The sequence below is a fragment of the Staphylococcus sp. McC-251-APC-3A2 genome, assembly GCF_009695665.1.
In the GTDB taxonomy this organism is placed as follows: domain Bacteria; phylum Bacillota; class Bacilli; order Staphylococcales; family Staphylococcaceae; genus Staphylococcus; species Staphylococcus cohnii.
On record NZ_VUNO01000002.1, the window covers coordinates 344,018 to 366,042 of the forward strand.

A 22,025-nucleotide genomic window follows, 5' to 3' on the forward strand; every position below is an offset into this window, starting at 1 on the left:
TTTTCTAAATCAAAATATTCATTGTAAGTATAGCACAACTCATTATCTAACAACGTTAATTTCTCCATAAAACCTTTTATAGTTTTAAAAATTTCATAATGTGGTAGATACTAAAGTATTCAATATATATAAAGGATGTGTTTGTATGTCAGTATTTTCAGATGATGAACGTGTAAAAATATTATCTGACATTATTGAAATTCAATCTGTGAATGAAAATGAACTTGATGTCGCACATTATTTACAGGATTTATTTAATAAATACGGAATTCAAACCAACATTGAAAAACTTGAAGGTGAAACTACGAGAGCTAACTTAGTGGCAGAAATTGGTGATGGCAAACCTGTTGTTGGTGTTTCAGGACATATGGATGTTGTCACTACGGGTGATGAAAATTTATGGAATTATGATCCATTTAAGCTCACAGAAGATGATCAAGGTAGATTACATGGACGTGGCGCTGCAGATATGAAATCTGGATTAGCTGCTTTAGCAATTAGTTTAATAGAAATTAAAGAAGCTGGTACATTAAATCAAGGTACAATCAGATTTATGGCGACTGCTGGAGAAGAAGTAACGAGTGATGGCGCTGCTTTATTACATGAAAAAGGTTATATGGATGACGTCGAAGCTTTATTAATTGCAGAACCTTCACAAGATGGCATTGTTTATACACATAAAGGTACAATGGATATTCAAGTTATATCCAAAGGTAAATCTTCACACAGCTCAATGCCTGAATTAGGTTATAATGCAATTAATCCTTTGGTTGATTTTATTCATTATTTAAACAAAGCTTATAACAAAGTAGATGTTAAAAGTGAATTACTCGGTACCCCAACAATGAATTCAACAATTATCTCCGGTGGTGATCAAGTCAACTCAATACCAGCTTATGCTGAATCATTGTTTAATATGCGTACTATACCAGATTACGATAATAATAAATTTGAAGCACTATTTAACAGTATAAAAGATCAAGTTAAACAAGAAAGTGACGCTGATATTACTGTTAATCCTTATGTAAATCGTGACCCTGTATATACTAAAGGGGATAATGAATTCTTAAAATTGGCTAAATCTTTAGGTGATTCTTATTTTGATAGAAACCTAGAAGTAACTTCTTCTACTGCAACTACAGACGCATCATATTTAATGAAGGATAAAGATGAACGTTTCTCATTTGTAATGTATGGTCCAGGCGAAACTGGCCAAGCACATCAAGTTGATGAATATGTTTATAAAGATACTTATCTAGCTTTTATAGATTTATATTGCCAATTATTACCACAATATTTAAATACTTCTAAATAAAATAACAAAACACATAATATAACTACCATGAGCTCAATAAGTAAAGGCTAAAATATAAACCTCATACTCAAATAAAGGACGAATCCATATGAAGTGGATTCGTCCTTTTAGATTTAACGCCTTACAAATTTGACCGTAGCATGCTTGCTTGAAATATGATGTATGATAATCCGAGCGTGTACGCCATCTTTTCATCTAAGTCACTAAGACTTTTGATTTCTTGTAATCATTATGGATGAACATGAATATTTATTTTTTCATCTCTAACCAATTAATTAATTCATTTAAATTATTAACTGTTATTGTAGGATTCTGTCCATTATAATCAAAATGTTCTTTTTGTCTATTCACCCAAACCGTATCAAAGCCAAAATTTGTTGCTCCAGTTACATCCCAAGAATTAGAAGAAACAAACAATATTTCTTCTCTTTTCAAATGATTATATTTCAAAATCAATGCATAACTTGCAGGGCTTGGTTTATATTGCTTAATTTCATTAACACTCATAACCGTATTGATATCTTCACTTAATTCAGAGTTATCAATCAATGGTCTAAGCATATTATCGTTTCCATTGGATAGTATACCTACATTGATATTCATGCTGTTCAGCTGGGCAAGTACTTTAGGTACTTCGTGAAAATATTCTAAATTTAAAAAAGCATCAAACAAACGATTTATATCTTCTCGATCATATTTTATTTTGTGCTCATCCATTGTGTAACGTAAAGCTTCTTTTGTTAATTCATCAAATGGGATATATCGTTGCATAATTTGTTTTAAAAACATGTGATTTAATTGCGTTTTTCTCCACAGTTTAGAAATAGATGTTGCTTGTTCATCATCAAATTGGGTCATACCTTTTTTTAAAGAGGACATGTCAAAAAGTGTTCCATAAACATCAAAAATAATTGCTTTATACATTTTAAACCTCCTATTCAAAACACACATTTACTATTCTTTATCACGTTTCAACAAAGTCAAACAGTTTCTTATCATTTTTGTAAAATGATAAAGGTCATTGAAAGGTGATGCATTCTATCATTTATTAATTTTTTGTAAATTTTTTAATTATAGCTTTATTATACTACAAAACGGTTATAGAACAGTAAGAAGGGAGGCTGGTTGTTATGAGAAGAATGTTTCTATTAGATTTATTAAACCTCTTTTTTATCGCCACAGGTTATATGTTGATGATTACTTTAATTTTATTTTCATTTGACTTCTTACAAATACAAACAACCGGTTCAGTATTTTTAGAATCATTGAGCGCTATTACCATTTTTCAATTTTTTAGCAATCCTATTTTCAATGGATTATTCACTTTGTTTTTAATCATCTCTTTCCTATTATTTCTGTACAAAGCATTTGAACTTTATCAAAAAGAAAAGTAAATATCATTGTTATTCAATCATTCAAAGCTCAATTTTATATTATTACAGTAAAGTAACTATTTTTTATTTATAACGCGTATCATCTAACTATTTTAATTTTTATGAATTTTATATTGTAACAATACATTTTAAGTTATATAATATTCTAAGAGAATGTTTCGTGCTATATCTCTAGGCTTTTATTGCCATCTATCATCATAGTTATATTCCATTCCCAGAATTAAACTTTATGCACCCATTAACACAAATGGTATCGCACTGCATTCTCAACAAATGTGCAAAAATTGCTCATTTGAAAAGAGATCTAAAATCACTTTCAGGCAGTGATTTTAGATCTTCTTATAATGCGCTTACTTTAATTTTCCATTAGGATAAACCATAACTTTTAATGAACCACTTTTGTTTGTTCTCGCTCTTTCCATAGCCTCTTGTGCATTTTCTAAATCATATGAATCGGTAAACATTGTATTTAAATTTGCTGCAGTTGAAGATAACATTTCAATGCCCATTGGATAAGTATTAGCATATCTAAAAATACCTACAACATTGATTTCATGATTAGCAATAAACGGTATATTTAATTCAATGTTTTCTTGTTGAGGCAAGCCAACTATTGCTAAAGTTCCTCCATTGTTCAAGGCCGCTAATGCATTTTGTAGTGCAGTAGGATTGCCTGCAGTTTCAAAAGCATAATCTACACCTCTATGATTTGTTATTTCATTGATACGAGTTATAACATCCTCTTCTTTAATATTTATAGCATGTGTTGCACCGAGTTCTAATGCTTCATCCAATCTTATTCGTTCAAGATCTGACACGATAATTTTTGTAGCTCCAAAAGCTTTTGCTGCTACGACAGCCATCAACCCCACTGGGCCCATGCCCATAATTACTACTGTAGAACCTGGTTGAACGTTCGCACGTTTACATGCTTGTACACCGACTGAGAATGGTTCATTTAATGTTGCTTCTTCATATGATAACGCATCAGGAATATGAAATAGAAACCCTTCAGGATGACTTATATATTGACTAAAAGCGCCGTCAATAGGAGGTGTGGCTAAAAACTTAACGTCTGGACATAAGTTATATTTACCAGATTTACAGTATTCACACTCTCCACATGGAACACCAGGTTCAATAGCAACTCTATCTCCAGGTTTAAAATGTGTTACTTCTGGACCAATATCAGCAACAATTCCCGAACATTCATGTCCTAAAATTAGTGGTTTTTCAACTACAAATTCTCCTACACGACCGTGTTCATAATAATGAACATCTGAACCACAAACACCTACTGCCATCACTTTTACTAAAACATCTGTCGCTCCTAACTTAGGTACATCTACTTCTTTAAGTTCCATCTCAAATGGTTTATTTAATATTGAAATATTCATTGTTTCTGGAATATTATTACTCATTTTAAATTCCTCCTAAAAGTTAATTAATCTTTAATAAGCTCTCTGTCATCGTTTTTGTCTGTGCGTATATATTCTTATAAACTTCAAAATACTGCTTATATTTTTTATGATTTTCTTTATTAGGTTTATATGTCTCTCCTAATGCTATAAATGTTTCAGCACAAGCTTCCATTGTATTGAACCAGCCTAAACCATATGCAGCGAGCATCGCTGCACCTACACCTGGTCCTTCTTCATATTTCAATGCAGTGACTTGAGTATTGAAAATATCGGCTTGCATTTGTAACCAAAATCTGTTTTTTGCACCTCCACCAATTGAAATAATTTCATCAATTTGCCTACCGTTTTCTCTCATATATACAATAGATTCATACAGTGAATAAGTAATACCTTCGACTGTAGCTCGTGCAAAATCCGCTTCTTCTGTATTACTATTTATGCCAATAAAACTTCCTCTAATATATGCATCACCATGTGGTGTCCGCTCTCCTTGAATATATGGTGAAAACAATAACCCATTTGCTCCAATTGTAGATTTCTCAGCAAAATTCAAGATTTCATCAAAAGAATATGCTTTAAAAAGCATTTCTTTTAACCAATTTAAACTATGACCTGCACTTAACATAACGCCCATTGCATATGACATATTAGGCATGGCATGTTTAAAGAAATGAATATTGTGGCCATAATCTACTTCATTGTTTGAAGTACACGATAAAATCACACCTGAAGTTCCTATACTACATAACGTTTGACCTTCTTTTATAACACCAGAACCTAGTGCACCGCATGCGTTATCTGCGCCACCTGCAAAAACAGCAATATCTTCGGTAATGTTAAGTTCATTTTTTACAATTTCTGTAACGTTACCGACGTAGCTATGCGACTGTACTAACGGTGGATATATATCACCAAAGCTCAACTTATCACCTATTTCTTTTTCCCAGTTATTTGTTTTAGGATTGAAGAGAAGCGTACCTGCTGCATCACTATATTCCATAGCAATATGACCTGTTAATCGATAGCGTACATAATCTTTAGGCAGCAAAAACACAGATAATTGTTGCCAATAATCCGGCTCATTCTGTTTCATCCATAAAAGTTTAGGTAATGTAAAACCTTCGAGTATAGGATTATTTAAAAGCGTTTTTCCAAATTTATTTTCTAGTTCTTCGCATTGTTTAGTAGTTCTAGTGTCATTCCATAATATTGCATTTCTAATAGGTTTGTATGATTTATCCAATGGTACTAAACCGTGCATTTGTCCAGAAAATGAAAGACCACTAATACGTATATTTGCCATTGCATCTTTATTTATCAATTTTTTTATACCTTCTTTTACTGCATCAACCCACGATTCAGGATCCTGTTCATTATAACCAGCATATGGTTGACTCAATTTCAAAGGAATACTTGACTGTTCAATAACATGACCACATTTATTCACAGCGATAATTTTCACTGAACTCGTACCTAAATCTACACCAAGTACAACATTTTCCAATTTACCTCTCCCTTTCTTAATAATTTTCAACTTGTGTGTTTAATGTTCTAACTTTATCGTCTCCAAAGCCAGGTTGGTGAACTTTAATATAATAAGTGATTGCTGCACCTACGAAATAACAAATTGCAAAAGCCCATACAACGCCCACTTCATTAAATAATGGTAAAATAAGCGTAGCAATTAATGGTGCAATAAAATTACTCAATCCTGCCGCAAGATTATGTGAAGAAAGTGTAGCACCAATATGATCGGGCTCTAAGGCTGTAAAAATCGCAAAAATAGGAACAAATGCTGATTGAGTGATACCAAATAATACTGCACATAAAATTGCGATTGCAAACACATCACCACTTAGAATTGGTAAGTAATAGAATAATAATGTCGTGATGCCACAACCAATACAACCGAATAACATTACTTGGCGTTTCCAACCAATTTTATCAGCGATAATACCCCAAACTACATCTCCAACGATACATGTCACATGCATTGTCCCCCATGTCCATAACCATTGTTGCATTGAAAAACCAATAGTTTCCGTAAATAATACTGGGAAGATAATAACTAACCCAAATAATGATAATTGATTGATGATACGTACGATAAAAACTTTAATAATGTCTGGATTTTTATACACGACGCCGATATCTTTTAATACTTTAGTATATCTTTGTTTAACTGAAAGCGTTATATTCGGTTTTACATCGCGTTTTCCTACAACTATAAATGCGATTAAACCGCCGATAAAAATCCATATTAAAGACATCCATAATGTTCCATTAAAACCTATAAATGGAATAGTGAAACTAGGCAAATAAGTACCAATTACTCCCATACCTACTGAGAACATTGCCCAAAACCAACCTATTGCTGTGGCTAGTCTTGCTTTATCAGTAATATAGGTCACCCATACTAAGAAACCATATAAAAACAAAGGATAACCCAATCCTCTAATACCGTATAACACTAACATCATGGGTAAATTCTCCATTCCTATTCCAAACAGTAAAAAAAGCACATGGAAAATCAGCCATATCACCGTTCCTAAAGCCATTATTTTCCTAGGACCGTAAACATCAGATAAAACAGCCGCTAGCCATGACCCCACAACTACCATCACACCATAAACTGTAAAAACTAAAGAAGCCTGACCACTAGAAAAGCCTATATCAACAATATTTTTTGATAAAAATGCCTGTTCAATACCATCTCCTGTCATAAAAATAAATATAGCTATAAGTGCAATAAAAATAATTTTCGGAATACCCATCCATGTTTTTGGACTATCTTTAGAAATTGTAACGTTATCCAAAATATTTCCCCCTTATTTAAAAAATGATTAAAATAAACTTAAACGTTTAAGTTTTAGTGATTAAGTTAACGGGATTAAAATCAAATGATTTTAAAAACCCGTCTTGCTTAAATAATCTATATAACTATAGCTTTTCAACTGTATATAACCATAACAAGCATCAACAGCTATTAGATTAAGAATATGTTTTCAAGTTTTAATCATAATCTCTTATCCTCAGCAAATGAACATGATTCACGGATAATTAATTTCGTATCTAGTTCTACCGAAGAAACATTTTCCCCTTGAATTAGATGATTGATCATTTCTCCGGCGACACGACCTATCTCTTTTGTAGGTTGTGAAATGACTGATAATTTCGGAGTATAAATTTCATTCCAATAACTATCATCAAAACCAATTATAATTACATCTTTAGAGATTTTTTTGCCACTCTCTTTTATTGCTTGTAACGCACCTAATAACAATAAATGATTAGTTGCCACAATGGCTTGAACATGTTTATTAATTAATGATTTCGTCGCATGATAGCCGCTATCAATTTGCGCATCCGTGCCCAGTTGCTGATTACTATAATAAATAATTTGTTCATCTAACTTTATATTATTTTTCTTCAACGCTTGTTCATAACCCAATTTTCTCTCTGAGGTTGTGCTAATATCAGGATTTGCTAACAATAACCCTATATTTTTACAGGTACTATCAATAATTCTTTGAGTTGCATTAAACGCTGCTTTTTTGTTATCTACGCTTATAGAAGGTAAATCTGCGCCATCTATTTTTCTATCTATTGTCAAGATAGGTGTTTGCTTCCACTCTTTCTTTAACTTCAATTTAGATTTTACAGGCACTAATATAATAGCGCTTACATTTTGTGCGATAAACGTTTCTATTAAGGCTTGTTGCTTTAGTTCATTTTCCTCTGACGACACAACAGCTACATGTAATTGATGTTTTTGACATTCGTTATTTAATTCTGTCAGTATTTCTGTGAAAAAGGGATTTTGATCAGGTACAATGAAAACAATTAAATTAGATTGTCCAGTTTTTAAACTTCTTGCAAATTGGTTTGGTTCATAGTGCAGTTTATCAATTGCATCTAATACTCTTTGCCTCGTCTTTTTTCCTAATTCAGTACTTTTGTTATTTAAAACATTAGAAACGGTCGCAATAGATACATCAGCAACTTTTGCTACATCATGAAGTGTAGGTTTGTTTTTTACCATATCCCCCACCTTAAACGTTTAAGTTATTTGCTTCGACATATTCTTGTCAGCTAAATTCATTATATATATTTATAATAATAAATGCAAACGCTATCATAAATTTTGGAAATTTTTCATTATCGCGTAATTTGAATGGACACTAATCATTTTATTACTTCAAAGGGTGTTTTATTTTCCAAAATAAAGATTTTGCAATTTACCCTTATATTCAAAATACGAATTATTAATTCTTACTATCATTTTAATAAACTTTATTTGTAACCTAACTATTTTGTATGCGTCAGTTGTACAATAACGTTAATAATTTAATTGTGAGTGTCACATAATAAAGTAAAGGTGATCTTTGTGATAAGTTCTCTATCAATAAAAAATCATTATATGACTGAATTAGCGAGATGCATAAATGAAATCATTATCTTAATTCCTATAAATAAGTCGTGTAAAATAAATTTAAATGGATCGATGATAACCATTGACCATGCTTGTATAATTAATAATGCAGATTTATATCAATATATTGATATTGAAAATCTAATAGAACTTAAAATACCACTCCCTTTATTTATAGAAAAGGATAAATCCATCGTTAACGCCTTTTTTGATATCAAACAAGATAAATATATAGAACAATTTCGTAACTTAATTTTGCAAAAATTACATAATCACATTCAAAATCGAAAATACATGCATCTTTATATATCAAATATTATTGAATTTTTACTTAAAGAAGCAAAAGTCCATTTAGATGATCAATATCTACCAACTTTGTATACCAAGCATCCTTTAGTTCAACGTCTGACTCAATACATACATAAACATATCAATGAACCTTTAACTACAAAGCAAGTGTCTAAAGCTTTTTATATATCACAATCGTATATATCTATTTTATTTTCCAAAATATTAAATATGAATTTCAAACAATATACAAGTTCTCTTAAAATTGCATTATCCCTATTTGATTTATTAGAAAAGGAACAAAGTATTTACGATGTCGCATTAAAATATAGTTACACTAACGTTAGTACATATTCTAAAAACTTCAAATTTTATGTAAAAATGCCACCAAAATACTATATTCATCAATTCAGGAAAAATGATTTGAATTCACCGTACCAAGTTTCTTTAAGCACATCTAACTTAACTAAGATTATCAACAAAATGTGTAACTTTTCTCATAATCAACATATTTCGTCTAATCAAATCGTTTTGGATAAACTGAAGTATACTCACAAATTTAATGTGACACCTACTTTTATCACATTTGAAGATTTACATAAGTTAATTTCATTTAATCGATCAAATTTTTCAATTAAAATACTATCGCTAATTTCAAAGCCAAATTTAATTTTACTTCACACTAATTTCGATGATTTAAACAAATTAGATTATCACAACGTCTTTGAAGCGATCAAGCAATTGCTTATCAAAGGTTTTGAAATAACTTTAAAAGTTGACAACCCGCCTTTTTCGCAAACAATTGATTATCAAATCATCAAAATATTAAATTTATTAACACTACTTAATGATAATATTTCAAATGTTAGTTTGCTTGTTGAGACAAATCATAAAACGTTTAAAAATGATCAAAGATTAATTGAAAACTTTAAACAACAATTTCCCACTTTGAAATGTGCGGTAAATGTTAGACACATCTTAGAAAATAGTGGGAATTTTGCAAGGTTCCAAAAAAATATTGGTACATTGAATGCAGATTATTATTTTATTGATACTGATTGCTACTTACTAAAAAGCATACTATCAAAAAATTGGTTCAACTCTGATAATACTTTTGATACCCGTCAGCTCATCATGCTATTTTTAAACCAATTACATCCATCTATTGCTAAAAAGATAATTTTTAATAATATCACGCACTCTAATTTAAAACATTACTATAAAGCAATGTCCGTATCACCACATATTTTACTTATGCATTTATTAACTGAATTCCAAACATTAATTGGTGGCTTTGCATTTCCATATTTTTCTGAAGATGATGACCAATTTATGTTGGTTAACCATAATTGTAGTACGATGCCAATTGTTCACGTTTTCAGTTTATTAAAACCTTTTTTTAATTTGCATATCGCTAAATTGCCTTACGGTTTAATTGGAAAATCTAAGCACCACTTTCACATACTATTATTTAATACTTTAAATTATTCAACACAAAAATCTGACCTGGTTGCAAATATCGTTCATAATTACATCACCGATTTTCCAGTTTACACTCGAGTACTTAATGAAAATCACGGTCTCATATCACAGTTAATCCCAAATAATCTTGACTTAAGTTATATTGATTCCAAAATTCTCGAACAAATCAACAATGCAAATATTCCTCTTTCTAAGTTAACGATGCATAGTTATCATAATTTATTGACGATTAAAGTTTCAGAATCAGAAATAAAATATATCATGTTTCCGATTCACTCTTGATGAACAAAATGATTCGAAAGCAAAGTAAAAGAGACTGTGACATAAATCCCCATTCTCAAAATAAGTGGGCAAATCCTTAACAATGGATTTGTCCTCTTTATATTTAAAATCTTCCGATTTTGACCGTGCATGCTTGCCTGGGGTATGGCTCGAGCCTGTAGTCTCTCACTCATACTATTCCCCCGGGCGTCAGCACGTTACAAAATCAGTACAATTTGCATTTTTATTCAAAAAATAAGGCCCTTTCGTATAATTTAATAAACACTACTAAACCAAATTAACGAGGTGCCTTATGTATAAAGATTATAACATGACTCAAATTATACGAATGTGATGATTGTTTAAAATGTCCACTTAAAAATTTATGTATGAAAAAATAATTCAAAAACGAATAAGAAGATAATGAAGCATTTTAATTGGGAATATTTTAAATCTCAAATTAATCAACAGCTTTCAGAACCAGAGACTAAAAAAATCTACAGTCAAAGAAAAATTGATGTAGAACCAGTTTTTGGATTCATGAAGGCTATTTTGGGTTTCACTCGAATGCCAGTTCGAGGGATAGAGAAAGGCAAAAGAGAATTAGGATTTGTCCTAATGGCATTAAATTTAAGAAAAATAAAGAAAACAACAAATTTCTACATATTTCAATAGAAATTATCGTTTTCTGTTTAGTCAGATACATTTATATCCCGAACTCGTTTACTCATTGATAATATTTAAATCTTTTATTTTTTAAACGATATTAAAAAATGATTGCAAATATCCAACAGTATCTTCATTAATCTCATATTGTTTTTTAACTTTACCTTTTTCCAAATGAAGCACTTCATCTGCACATGAAAGTAACATTTCATAATCATGAGTTATAACTAACACAGTATGCCCTTCATTTGCTAATTTATTAATGATTGTACTCATTTCACGCATATGATGACCATCTAGACCGCTAGAAGGCTCATCAAAAATCAGAATATCTCGTTTCGTTTCTACTGCGCTAGCAATAGCTAAACGCTGCTTCTCTCCTCCAGATAGCGATAAAGGATGTCTATCAAAATGTTCAGATATATTGTAGTTTTGCAAACATCGCTTTATTGTCTCATCATCTAAAGTTGGATTACTCAACCTCAGTTCTTCTTCCACACTTTCAGCAAACAATTGATTATTAACATCTTGAAATACCAAATAAGTATCTACTAGGCTTTGTTGTGTCTTTATCCTCTTTTCTCCAGTATCAATAAAGCCTTTAAATTTTTTCTCGACACCTGTTAAACAACGTGCAAATGTTGATTTACCTGAGCCATTATGACCAATAATCGCTGTCACTTTGCCCTTACTAATATTGACATCATCTATATTTAAAGCTAATTTCTGTCTTCTTTTATATTTAAAATAATAATTTTGCAAATTTAAGTATCCCAATTTATTATTACGTTTAGCTTTTACATTCAATTGTTCTAAATGAATGTTTCTTAATCCTAGAGTTGCTAATTGTTTATTTGATAAAGCATTAAATTGTTCGTTTTCATAAATTTCACTTATTTTCCCATCTTTCATTATAATAAAGCGATCTGCTACTTCAGTTAAATAATGTAAACGGTGTTCGGCAATGATAATTGTTTTACCTTCATTTTTCCAAATTTTGATCATTTGTTGTATTTTAAAAATGGTATTAAAATCTAAATTTGACGAAGGTTCGTCTAAAATAATCAATTCATGACCATATACTTGAATAGCACTACAAGCCAGCATTTGTTTTTCGCCACCTGACAAATTAAATATGTCCCTATCTAAAAGGTGTTTAAAATTAAATTGTTCAGCAGCTTCTTTGATTCGTGTCATAATCTGACTGGGTGATATACCATAATTCTCAAGTTCAAATGCAAGTTCACTTGTCGTATTCAAACAAAAAAATTGTGACCTTGGGTTTTGGAAAACAGAGCCACTTTGTTGTGTTAACTCATAAACATCTTGCTGTTGTGCATCTTTATGATTTATTAAAATTTGGCCGTCTATGTCTCCCTTATAAAAGTTAGGAATAATACCATTAAGCAACCTCGTTAAGGTAGTTTTTCCACAGCCTGAAGTCCCAGTTAAACAAATAACCTCACCATCTTCAATAGTAAGGTTAATATTATTTAATATCTTGCTTTTGCTTTCTTCGTATTTAAAAGACACATCTTTTAATTGAATCATATTCTACCCTCACATTACATAATAAATGATACAAAGTAACAGTAATAATATTAATAACAACCAATCTAACCAACGAATTTTAAGGGAAATAATTGATGTACGTCTATGCGTTAAATTCAAACCGCGTGTAATTGAAGCAATTGTTAATTCGTTACCAATTTTCACAACACTGTTTAGTAATGGGACAACACGATATTCAACATATTGTATTGGATGTATAAAGGCGATTTTCAAAGATATACCTCTCATTTTCATAGCATCCTTTATAGCAGCTGACTCTTCTCTAATTGTTGGCAAAAACCTAAACATAACGGCAATCGGGATCGTGATTTTTCTTGATAATTTCATCCGTTCTAATCCTGTTATTAACACTTCAATTTGTGTAGTTTTAAAAATATAATAGCCCATTGCAAGTGAAGGTAAAAAGCGTGTTATGATGCCCAAAGGTACAAAAATCAATAATGTGGCAACTTGGTTACCACCAATCGCTACAAATGCTTCTCCATACCACGCTATCACAGTTAAAATCAAAATGAATAACCCTATTGTATATTTCTTAATACATAATAATAGTAATGCTGGAACAAGTATTATTATTGCTCTTAAATACACTTCAACACCTGTAACGCCACCTGTTAATGCAACTAGTGATATCATCAAGATTAACGCAATTTTAATTCTTGGGTCTAAATTTAATAAATAGGTCTGTGGGATAGTTTGACTATACATTTTAAATCATACCTGTACGTTTGAAATGTTTTTTTAAAATTAATTTTGCTATATAAACGCCAATCCATGCACCAATTATTGTAGTAATAATAATAACTGGTATCATTTCAACAGAAAATAAAGTGGCGACAGTATTCTGATATTCAATACCGTATTTGTCTTGAATAAAAGATAAATATGAATTTCTCATAAAGTAAAATGGTATAAATGTACCAATAGGCCAAAAGGAAAAGAGAATATACCCTAAACAATTGTATTTCCAGCTTTTATAGTGTTTCATGGCCATTAAGCCATCTGCAATTAATATAACAGGTATACTAAATATCAACGCAATCCATGGATGCCCCATTATAGCTAAAATAAGACTTACAATCGTACCGCATATCGTCAATGCACCAAATTTTCGAACTTTTGATATCAGTAATATAATAGGTATGCCACCTACTAAACCAACCATTGCAGGAAGCAATAACATGAATATAGGTATAATACCTAAAATGCCAGGAGGTGCTATAAAAATAAAATATATTGCCGTAAAGAGTCCTATATTTATTAAATCTTTAACTTCTATCTTACTATTATTCATCTAAAACTCCCTCTTTACACATAACGATAAATATTAATATTACAAGTAGACATAATTAAGCTATAACATCATTGTAGACTCAAGATACTATAATTGAAAATAATTATCAATTACATCGTATTGCATAGCTCCTCTTATTTATATTATAAACGAAAAACTTCTCAAAAACTAACTTTCCATTTCACATTTAGATATTCATTTATTCTTATTTTCCACAAAAATCAATACGTCATTTCTAAAAGCAAAGATAATACATTTTGTCATCATACAATCCATTCCTCAAGATTATATGTGTCATATTACATTTTTTAAGTGTTATTCAACTTTAAATTTTCAGAATATATTTACAATTCCGAATTTTCTTAGTATATTCATACGTATCACCACTTCATTTCATTTTTAAAAATTATTGAAGTAAACGAAAAATATTTAATAACACCTTTCTCTTTAAACAACGGGATATGAAGTAAAAGGTGTGTATTTAATTTGTATAACTATTAAACAGACTTATATTAAGTAATACATGGGAGGATTGAAAATTATGGAGAAAATGGAGAGAGCTGCACAATTAATCAATGAAGATAGTAAGTATTTTGCGAAACCGGGAAGAATAAAATACTATCCATTAGCTATTTCTCATGGCTATGGCGCAACACTCGTTGATATGGATGGCAATACATATATCGATTTACTTGCGAGTGCTAGTTCACAAAATGTAGGACATGCACCTCAACCAGTGTCAGATGCTATTAAATCACAAGTAGATAAATTCATACACTATACGCCTGCTTATATGTATCATGAACCTTTAGTTAAACTTGCTAAGAAACTCTGTGAAATTGCACCAGGGGATTATGAAAAACGTGTACTTTTCGGACTTTCTGGTTCAGATGCAAACGACGGCATCGTTAAACTTGCAAGAGCGTATACAGGAAGACCTTATATCATCAGTTTCGTTAATGCTTATCACGGTTCTACATATGGGTCATTATCGATGTCTGCCATAAGTTTAAACATGAGAAAAAAGTATGGCCCAATGTTACCAGGATTCTATCATATTCCATTCCCTGATAGATACAGAGGTATGTTTGGTAGTCCAAACGCTAACACTGTCGATGAATATCTTGCGCCACTTAAAGAAATGTTTGAAAAATATGTACCTGCTGATGAAGTAGCTTGTATCGTGATTGAAACGATACAAGGTGATGGTGGATTATTGGAACCAGTCGATGGTTACTTTAAAGCTTTACAAGATTTATGTAAAGCTCACGGCATATTATTAGCAGTGGATGATATCCAACAAGGACTTGGTCGTACTGGTGAATGGAGTTCAGTTTCACATTATCATATTGAACCAGATTTGATTACATTTGGAAAATCGTTAGCAGGCGGTCTGCCTATGTCTGCAATTGTAGGTCGTGCTGAAATAATGGATACATTAGAAGCACCAGCACATTTATTTACAACTGGCGCTAATCCAGTAAGCTGTGAAGCGGCATTAGCTACAATTGGTATGATAGAGGATGAAAATTTACTTCAAGCGAGTACAGATAAAGGTGAGTATGTACGTAACCGTATGGATTCATGGATCGAACGATTTGATGCTGTTGGAGATGTTAGAGGTAAAGGGTTATCTATCGGGATAGATATCGTTTCTGATAAAGAAAATAAGACACGTGATGCGGAAGCCGCATTAAAAATTTGCAATCGCTGTTTTGATAATGGTGTTGTTATTATTGCAGTAGCTGGAAACGTACTCCGTTTCCAACCTCCGTTAGTCATAACGTATAACCAACTTGATACAGCATTAAATGTCTTAGAATCTGCGATTGAAGATTTAGCATCTGGAAAATTAGACAATTACGACATTGCTGGTCAAGGTTGGTAAAATTGGAGGGATCAATGATGCAACAACAAATAAAACTCACAAATGTTATAAAACTTAGCGGTGCTTACATCGCTTATCTCATAGGTTCTGGTTTTGCAACTGGACAAGAAGTTATGCAATTTTTTGCATCCTTTGGCATATATGGTATATTCGGAGCTTTAGTTAGCGCATTATTATTCTGTCTACTTGGCTCCACCTTAATGATGAAAGGATTTGATCTTCAATTAAAACAGCCAGGCAGAATATTTAAGTATTATTGCGGCAACATCTTGGGTACGCTGATTGAACATTTTACAATTATTTTTATTTTTAGCATTGTTGTCATCATGATTGCTGGTACAGGAGCTGTAGTAGCAGAACAATTCCATCTCCCAAATCTAGTCGGTGTACTAGGTATGGGCATTGTCGCAATGATTACAGTTATTTTAGGATTACAAAAGTTAGTCGATATTATTGGTACCGTTGGACCGATTATTGTCATCTTAACAATTGGTATTTGCTTAATTGTTTTCTTCTCAAATATCGGTAGTTTATCTAATATGCTCTATTTACCAGAAAGCGCTAAAAATTTACAACCAACAACACATTGGTGGCAATCTGGCGGATTATTTTTCTGTTACAACATCTTAGCAGGCAGTATCTTCTTTTCACAACTTGGTCAACGATCAAATAGTAGAAAAGAAGCTGGTATTACTGGAATTGTTGGAGGCTCTGTGTTGATGTTAACAGTAATTGTAATGATTATTGCGCTATTAGTGCATTCTGATCATGTATTTGAATTAGAGGTTCCTGTACTTTATTTAGGTAATACGATTGCGCCGTTTATAGCATTTATATTTTCAGTATGTATTTTATTAGGGATTTATTCTACAACTGCACCAATGTATTGGTTAGTTAAAAATGAATTTATGAAGATTTTCCCATCAAAACTTAGCGTTCCTGTAACAGTTGTGTTAGGTATTATTTTTATAATTTGTGGTACATTACCTTTTGGAGAATTAGTATCCATTATATATCCATTTGTAGGTTATATAGGAGCAATTGTTGTAGTTATCATTTTTGTGCGTACGTTATATAATAATTTCGTCAATAAACGTAGTACATAAATGACAGCCGTTAAAATTCAATAAAAAAAGTCCAAGACATTAATTTATGCCTTGGACTTTTTTATTGAGTTTATTGAAAACAGACTATCTATTCCCCACATCATGACCGATTTCTACTGTTTTATCATTTTTATTATAAAGCGCAGCTTGTACACTTCCAAAGTTAGGATCATTACGTTTTTCTTCAATTTCAAAACCTAAACTTTTGAAAATGTCTATATCTTGCTGGTCAGTAGCATTTTCATAAAAGATTTTGCCTCCATCGTTATAAAAACGCGGTTTATTGATAGATTCTTGTAGCGTACCATCGTTACGTAAGTAATCAATAATCACCTCATTTAATGTAGTCGGAATTTTGTTACCACCTGGCGTTCCTATACCCATATAATAATCAGGACCAACTACGATGCTCGGTGAAGTAAATGAACGTGGTTGCTTGTGTTTCGCACCATAATTTGGACTAGATGGATTAGAAGAGAAGTTGCTCAATGAATTATTCATATAGAACCCTTCTTTCATATACTTTCCTGAACCAAAGAAGCTTGCTAATGTATTCGTTGTACTTGTCAATTGTCCATTTTTATCAACTACTACAAAGTGTGTTGTACTTGTATTATCGATGTTATTGGTATTAAAATTACTTTCAAAATTAATTTCATTTAATCTACCTAACAAGTAATCTTGTGAAAGATATTCATCATAATCTTCATCTTGTCCATTTACAATATCCCTATTTCGATACATTAAATCTCTAGATTTTAATATACCAGTAATATAATCTAGACGATTACCTTGAGCTGCTTGATTATTTGTAGCTTCGTCAATTTCTAAACCTTGAAGCATCAATGATCCTCCTAAAGGATTTGAAGCCGCATAAACTTTATTATTTAAGTAATCTGTACTCACTGGCTCTTTTTTCTCCGTTTTATAACTTTGAAAATCTTTTTCTGTTAGTTTGTCATCCGTTTGCTTAGTGACACTTTTACCAACTTTATCATAGAAATAATTAGGACCATTGTCTCTAATACCTTTCAATGTTTTAGCTAAAGCTGGTTGTTTAATGACATCACCTTCTCTTTTTGTTTGCTCTCCTTCAAAGAAAGGTGAATCTCTATCTACGTCCGAACCATATAGTTTCAAACTTCTTTCTAGTTCTGAATCAACTTCAAAACCTTCTTCAGCTAAAGGAATAACATAGTTCATGATTTTCTTTCTATCCATTTTCCCCGCTTCTTTATGTGCATCTTCAAGACCTCGAACGAAACCTGGCACACCGATTTTATCTTTTTGTTTGTAATTAAAGGAAGAAATATCTTTATATTGCCATTGTTTCGGCGCAACATTTTCTTGACCATCGTAAGCCAGCATTGCACCTCCACCACCTAGACCTGATGAGTGTGGTTCAGTGACAGCAAGCGCATATGAGACACCGATTGAAGCATCAACTGCATTACCGCCATCTTGCAAAATTTTCTCTCCAACACGTGTAGCAATCGGATTATTGGAAGCTACACCGTAATTTTTATCCGATATGTCTTGTTGATGATCTGCAATTTTATTCTCATATAAATCATCTTTATTATAATTATCCTTTTTTGTAATCATATAAAATGTGAAGGATATGATAATAGTAAGGAGTAATATTACGATGAGCGTTTTTTTATTGTAAATACTCATAGCTAAGCTCCTTTAGACAAATATTGATGGTGTGAAGATTTAAGTTCATTTTGTTCATAATGGTCTAAACCTTCATTCGCTCTAGCGAATACAATTAGTAAGAATATTATCAATACAACTGCAATGATTGTAATACTTACCCAATGGTCTTTAATGTTCATAAATATAACCTCCATTCTCTTTTTTAAGATTAATGTTGTCACCTTTTATATTGTTTAATAATTTAGTTTCTTCAATTTTGTTGGGTGTAGATTTAGTCAATTTACCACCCACTGTTTTTATTGGGGTGATCATAAACCTAGAATTTTTACCATTCCAATTTTGTTGGACAGCTAAGCCTTGTTTATTCTTTGATAAGAAACCTTCTGAGGTGACATTACCTAAACTATAAAAAATGCTAGCGTCTTTATAATTTTCAATTTCCTGAACAACTGTATTATGTCCGACGATGACATCAGCACCCGCATCTACTAAAGAGTGTGCATATTTTTTTTGTCTTGTTGTTACTGACCTTTCATCAGTTATCCCCCAGTCCACATTAACTACTACATAATCATTTTTTTCTTTCAATTTTTTTATTAATGGAACATAGATATTGGGTTCCAAGCTGATGGACGTAGTATTTTTCAATGGATCTGTGTAATCAGACTCAACGTCTGTAAAGGAAACGTTTGCTACTTTCTTACCTTTCACCGTTTGTTGTACTGTTTTACTGTTAATAGGATTAGAACCATTACCAGTTAAAAAATTATAACCATTTTGTGCTTCAACAGCTCTACTAAAATCTCTTGCTGTAATATTATCAGTGACTTGATTTATGATATTTAAACTTTTAATATTTAAACCTTTTAAAAACATTACATTTTCTAAATTTTTAGTAATATTTGTTTTTCTATCATCTGAAAATTTGGTTAGTTTCAAACTTGCTGTTGAATAATCACTGTTTTTTAACATGTCTTCAACGGCGCTAAAGGTATCATTAATATTGTTTTTTCTCGTATGACTATTTAATTCCACATTACCTAGATATGTTAGTTTAATTTCATCTTTTCCTTTATTCATAGCTTTAACAGGCTCAAAATCCTGATGCTTCAACACAAATACTAACAAAATCAACGCTATAATTAATATCAAGCCGGTATATATGGAATTCCTTCTTTTATGGCGTTTTGTCCATTTCAAAACACGCTCATCGATAGAGAATCGTTTAGATTGCTTCATATATCTGCTCCTTACTAATTAATAAAGCTATAAAAGAATAAAACAATGTATGTAATACATGTTAGTAACATACATGTAGATAAAGTAATTACAACACCTTGTTTTTGTATAGTATTTGCAATGATACCTGGTATTACGACACCAATACCGGACATTTCTACCATCTCAAACGGGGTTAAGGGGTAAATTAAGTCAAATATAAATTTTAATACCATTCCAGTTAATATCATTGCAGCAAATTTCCTACGCCCGTAGAGAATGACAAAGCGACTAATACCATGGTTCACAATAAAATATGTAATGCAACTAATGATTAGTACAGATAGTAGCATGATTGGTTGATCAAATATGAGAGCTAGATATCCTGGTACAACTAATCCAGCAGGACTAATACCGAATTTCTCGGCAAAAATGAGGCTTAAAACAATCCCCACGAATAATGAAAAATATAACTCTGAACCTATCATATTAATGTATCCCTTCTATATATTGTGCGATTTCTTTTCCTGGTCCATGAATATTACCAACACAGAAAATCAAAGCATTGTGTGATTCTGCATAAAGCGCACGTTCAACTTCATTTATATTTTTACCTTCAAAATTCAAATATTTTTTATCAGGTAATTCTCTCATTACTTCCGTAACCATTTGAGTACTTTTTCCGGTACAAATTAATGTATCGAACGGTACATCTTTTATGAAATTCTCTGCAAATTGTCGAGTTCTATCTACCCTGTCTGAACGACAATTTAAGATAATCACGATTCTTTGATATGGGTAATTATATGACTCTACTTTATTTAAAATGGCTTTAGTAGACTGTGGCTCATTTGCTGCAAAAGCATTCACATACACATTAGTTGTATTATTTGCATTAAAGTATTTAACTTCTACAGCACCTACATCAGGTGGTGCATTTAACATGCCCCTTAAGGCAGTATCTCTGTCGATACCTAATGCTTCAGCTACACCCATTGCAATTGCTACATTATCCGGAAAGACAATATATCCAAATTCTCGTAAATATGATTCTGGTACTTCTTCCTTATCAACAACAATTAATTTTGTTTTACGCCGTTTAGCTACTTTAGCAAAAAATTTAGTATAATCATCTTTCATTACGACGAGATGACCTTTGTATGGAATAGTTGCTGTAAATGCTTGAGCAACCTCATCTAACGTTGGCCCTAACACATCCATATGATCTTCCATTACATTAACAATGACGCCAATATTCGCTTTCACTAAATCTTTTTGGAATGTAATTTGATAGTCTGGATTAACTGCCATACACTCATTAACTAATGCATTAGCTCTTTGCTTCACAACTTTTCTGACGATATCACGTTGTTCACCTATATTTGCACCTTGAGGTTTTCTATATACAGGATATTCTCTTGGTGTAAACCAATACATCATGCGTGCATCTGTACCAGTTGTTTTACCAATCACGCGGTATTTATCTTCCCGCAAAATACTGTAAATCAAGCGTGTAATCGTTGATTTACCTCTAATACCATTTATATTAATACGTATAGGAATCTTTTCTAATCTGTCAGAATGTCTTCGTTTTTCGACAATTCCTAGCCATAGAATTACGCCTATACAAATTATGATTAGTAGCAAACTCTGTCCCTCTTTTCATCTGCGTATTTATTAAATGCGTGCAAAGATCATTAATCTAGTGAAAATATCTAGCACAAAAAATGGCCTTTGTGTATAAACAAATCTTTATACCTTTCAATACTGACATGCTACCACGTAGTTGTTGATTTTATATAAAGTCTATAAATTAACTGTTAATTGAATGTAAATACACATTTACATTCAATGTAAAATTATATTAAAGGTTAAATGAAATACTTTCATATCAACGTTAATCCTTTTTCTTAAATAAAAAAATTTAAGTAAAAAATATTATAAAAATTTTTTCATCAATTAATAATAAAGGCTGAAAATATGAAATATAATATTTACTTGAAATTTACACATTATTAAAATTCGAATG

Annotated in this window: 18 protein-coding genes and 1 pseudogene; 6 read left to right on the forward strand and 13 right to left on the reverse strand. The window is 31.5% G+C overall.

Annotated features, from left to right (window positions below):
• Window positions 1–145 precede the first annotated feature (145 nt).
• Window positions 146–1,315 (forward strand): ArgE/DapE family deacylase, encoded by a 1,170-nt coding sequence (locus tag FYJ81_RS06555; protein ID WP_154409484.1) that lies wholly within the window; start codon window positions 146–148, stop codon window positions 1,313–1,315.
• A 249-nt stretch (window positions 1,316–1,564) separates the two neighbouring features.
• Here the strand turns inward: FYJ81_RS06555 and FYJ81_RS06560 are convergent, their stop codons facing one another.
• A complete protein-coding gene (locus FYJ81_RS06560; protein ID WP_107384229.1) occupies window positions 1,565–2,239 on the reverse strand; it encodes a haloacid dehalogenase type II in 675 nt (224 codons plus the stop codon).
• Between the two features lie 206 nt (window positions 2,240–2,445).
• Between FYJ81_RS06560 and FYJ81_RS06565 the strand changes: the two genes are divergently transcribed.
• A complete protein-coding gene (locus FYJ81_RS06565) occupies window positions 2,446–2,709 on the forward strand; it encodes a hypothetical protein (RefSeq protein ID WP_107384230.1) in 264 nt (87 codons plus the stop codon).
• 350 nt (window positions 2,710–3,059) lie between these two features.
• Here FYJ81_RS06565 and FYJ81_RS06570 read toward each other — a convergent pair whose 3' ends face one another.
• The 4 genes from FYJ81_RS06570 to FYJ81_RS06585 all read right to left on the reverse strand — a co-directional run bounded on the left by FYJ81_RS06570 (window position 3,060) and on the right by FYJ81_RS06585 (window position 8,172).
• The gene (locus FYJ81_RS06570; protein WP_154409485.1) at window positions 3,060–4,130 is read right to left on the reverse strand and encodes an NAD(P)-dependent alcohol dehydrogenase; all 1,071 of its coding nucleotides are present in this window, start codon (window positions 4,128–4,130) and stop codon (window positions 3,060–3,062) included.
• Between the two features lie 19 nt (window positions 4,131–4,149).
• Window positions 4,150–5,634, reverse strand: coding sequence for a xylulokinase (xylB, locus tag FYJ81_RS06575; protein ID WP_154409486.1), 1,485 nt, complete (start codon window positions 5,632–5,634; stop codon window positions 4,150–4,152).
• 16 nt (window positions 5,635–5,650) lie between these two features.
• Window positions 5,651–6,946: an MFS transporter gene (locus FYJ81_RS06580; protein ID WP_224395352.1), complete on the reverse strand. Its 1,296-nt coding sequence runs from the start codon at window positions 6,944–6,946 to the stop codon at window positions 5,651–5,653.
• A gap of 200 nt (window positions 6,947–7,146) precedes the next feature.
• Window positions 7,147–8,172 carry a LacI family DNA-binding transcriptional regulator gene (locus tag FYJ81_RS06585; protein ID WP_154409487.1) on the reverse strand — a complete coding sequence of 342 codons (1,026 nt, stop codon included), beginning with the start codon at window positions 8,170–8,172 and terminating at the stop codon, window positions 7,147–7,149.
• A gap of 462 nt (window positions 8,173–8,634) precedes the next feature.
• On the opposite strand from FYJ81_RS06585, the gene FYJ81_RS06590 reads away from it, so the two are divergent.
• Window positions 8,635–10,614 (forward strand): helix-turn-helix transcriptional regulator, encoded by a 1,980-nt coding sequence (locus FYJ81_RS06590; RefSeq protein WP_195837322.1) that lies wholly within the window; start codon window positions 8,635–8,637, stop codon window positions 10,612–10,614.
• A 317-nt stretch (window positions 10,615–10,931) separates the two neighbouring features.
• Window positions 10,932–11,327, forward strand: a pseudogene (locus tag FYJ81_RS06595) (transposase); the annotation flags it as partial.
• A 22-nt stretch (window positions 11,328–11,349) separates the two neighbouring features.
• Here FYJ81_RS06595 and FYJ81_RS06600 read toward each other — a convergent pair.
• The 3 genes from FYJ81_RS06600 to FYJ81_RS06610 are packed head-to-tail and all read right to left on the reverse strand — an operon-like array spanning window position 11,350 to window position 14,125.
• Window positions 11,350–12,810 (reverse strand): ABC transporter ATP-binding protein, encoded by a 1,461-nt coding sequence (locus FYJ81_RS06600; RefSeq protein WP_107384011.1) that lies wholly within the window; start codon window positions 12,808–12,810, stop codon window positions 11,350–11,352.
• A 9-nt stretch (window positions 12,811–12,819) separates the two neighbouring features.
• Window positions 12,820–13,539 carry an energy-coupling factor transporter transmembrane component T gene (locus FYJ81_RS06605; RefSeq protein WP_154409489.1) on the reverse strand — a complete coding sequence of 240 codons (720 nt, stop codon included), beginning with the start codon at window positions 13,537–13,539 and terminating at the stop codon, window positions 12,820–12,822.
• 1 nt (window position 13,540) lies between these two features.
• The gene (locus tag FYJ81_RS06610) at window positions 13,541–14,125 is read right to left on the reverse strand and encodes an MptD family putative ECF transporter S component (RefSeq protein WP_107385996.1); all 585 of its coding nucleotides are present in this window, start codon (window positions 14,123–14,125) and stop codon (window positions 13,541–13,543) included.
• A 550-nt stretch (window positions 14,126–14,675) separates the two neighbouring features.
• On the opposite strand from FYJ81_RS06610, the gene FYJ81_RS06615 reads away from it, so the two are divergent.
• Together FYJ81_RS06615 and FYJ81_RS06620 are read left to right on the forward strand one after the other, a co-directional pair.
• Window positions 14,676–16,013 carry an aspartate aminotransferase family protein gene (locus FYJ81_RS06615; RefSeq protein WP_107384013.1) on the forward strand — a complete coding sequence of 446 codons (1,338 nt, stop codon included), beginning with the start codon at window positions 14,676–14,678 and terminating at the stop codon, window positions 16,011–16,013.
• A gap of 17 nt (window positions 16,014–16,030) precedes the next feature.
• Window positions 16,031–17,119, forward strand: coding sequence for a YkvI family membrane protein (locus tag FYJ81_RS06620; protein ID WP_154409490.1), 1,089 nt, complete (start codon window positions 16,031–16,033; stop codon window positions 17,117–17,119).
• An 84-nt stretch (window positions 17,120–17,203) separates the two neighbouring features.
• On the opposite strand, the gene FYJ81_RS06625 is transcribed toward FYJ81_RS06620, so the two are convergent.
• Genes FYJ81_RS06625 through pgsB form a run of 5 tightly spaced genes read right to left on the reverse strand, consistent with a single transcriptional unit; the run spans window position 17,204 to window position 21,643 of the window.
• On the reverse strand, window positions 17,204–18,796 hold the full coding sequence (locus tag FYJ81_RS06625; protein ID WP_107384007.1) for a gamma-glutamyltransferase: 1,593 nt from the start codon (window positions 18,794–18,796) through the stop codon (window positions 17,204–17,206).
• A gap of 2 nt (window positions 18,797–18,798) precedes the next feature.
• Window positions 18,799–18,957 (reverse strand): hypothetical protein, encoded by a 159-nt coding sequence (locus FYJ81_RS13005; RefSeq protein ID WP_182467335.1) that lies wholly within the window; start codon window positions 18,955–18,957, stop codon window positions 18,799–18,801.
• Window positions 18,947–20,017 carry a CapA family protein gene (locus FYJ81_RS06630; protein WP_107384006.1) on the reverse strand — a complete coding sequence of 357 codons (1,071 nt, stop codon included), beginning with the start codon at window positions 20,015–20,017 and terminating at the stop codon, window positions 18,947–18,949. Before FYJ81_RS06630 ends, FYJ81_RS13005 begins: the two co-directional genes overlap by 11 nt.
• 14 nt (window positions 20,018–20,031) lie before the next feature.
• Complete coding sequence (gene pgsC / locus FYJ81_RS06635) at window positions 20,032–20,484, reverse strand: poly-gamma-glutamate biosynthesis protein PgsC (RefSeq protein ID WP_046206761.1); 453 nt, start codon at window positions 20,482–20,484, stop codon at window positions 20,032–20,034.
• Window position 20,485: 1 nt separating this feature from the next.
• Window positions 20,486–21,643 (reverse strand): poly-gamma-glutamate synthase PgsB, encoded by a 1,158-nt coding sequence (gene pgsB / locus FYJ81_RS06640; protein WP_019470028.1) that lies wholly within the window; start codon window positions 21,641–21,643, stop codon window positions 20,486–20,488.
• Window positions 21,644–22,025 lie beyond the last annotated feature (382 nt).